Origin of the sequence: Streptacidiphilus sp. MAP12-20, from assembly GCF_041262525.1 — a bacterium.
GTDB lineage: Bacteria > Actinomycetota > Actinomycetes > Streptomycetales > Streptomycetaceae > Streptacidiphilus.
Genome location: NZ_JBGCCK010000055.1, coordinates 1 through 1,086 on the forward strand (window position 1 = coordinate 1; position 1,086 = coordinate 1,086).

Annotated in this window: 1 protein-coding gene; it reads right to left on the bottom strand. The window is 69.0% G+C overall.

Translation table 11 applies throughout. The features are described from left to right. Window positions 1-982, bottom strand: a 982-nt coding sequence (locus ABIA32_RS33505) for an IS481 family transposase (RefSeq protein WP_370103647.1), incomplete at its 3' end; no start/stop codon positions are given. Window positions 983-1,086: the final 104 nt, after the last annotated feature.

Below are 1,086 nucleotides of genomic sequence, written 5' to 3' on the forward strand. Positions count from 1 at the left end.
TGTATTGATCCGCAGCGTTGTTGACTCGGCTGATGGGGGTTTGGCCTCCGAGTGCGGTGTGGCAGCGATGGTAGTTGTAGCGGTGGAGGAAGCCGGGTAGCGCGTTCGCTCGTTCCTGGTTTGTCGCGTAGGGGCGGAGGTAGGCCCATTCGTCGGCCAGGGTGCGGTGGAAGCGCTCGACCTTGCCGTTTGTCTGCGGGCGGTAGGGGCGCGTGCGTTTGTGGACGATCCCGGCCGCGTGGAGGGTGTCGCGCCAGGCGTGGGACTTGTAGCAGGAGCCGTTGTCGGTCAGCACCCGTTCGACGGTGATTCCGAGGTCGGCGAAGAAGGCCTGGGCGCGGGTCCAGAACGCGGTGGCGGTGTGTTTGCGCTCGTCGGCCAGGATCTCGGTGTAGGCCAGCCGGGTGTGGTCGTCGAGGGCGGTGTGGAGGAAGCCGTAGCCGATCCTGGGACTGCCGCTCGCGGTGCGGTCCGTGGTCGTGGCCAGCCTGTGGGCCTCGCCGGCCTGGCGGTCGATGACCCGGTGGCCGCCGCCGTCGGGGATGTTGCCGAGTTTCTTGATGTCGACGTGGACGAGCTCGCCCGGGCGGGAACGTTCGTAGCGGCGGATGACCTGGCCGGTGGGGCGGTCCAGGTGGGACAGGCGGTTGAGTCCGTGGCGGACCAGGACGCGGTGGACGGTGGAAGCGGGCAGGCCCAGGATGGGTCCGATGCGGGCCGGCCCGAGTTTGCGTTCGGTCCGCAGCCGACAGACTCGCGCCTCGGTGTCGGGAACGGTCCGGTGCGGGGTGGTGTGCGGGCGGCTCGGGCGGTCCTCCAGCCCGGCCTCGCCTTCCTCGCGCCACCGGCGGACCCACTTGTGGGCGGTGGCGCGGGAGACGCCCATCTCCGCGGCGACGTGCGCGACAGGACGGCCCGCCTGCACCCGCTCGATCAGGAGTCGCCTTCCGAACACGGTCAACCGGGCATTACGGTGGGACACGAAGACCTCCGTGCGTGCGGTGAAGCCTAGACACCTCCACCACACCGGAGGTCTTCGTCATGATCAAGCCCCCAGGACCGTCAACAACGCTCGTGGTCAATACA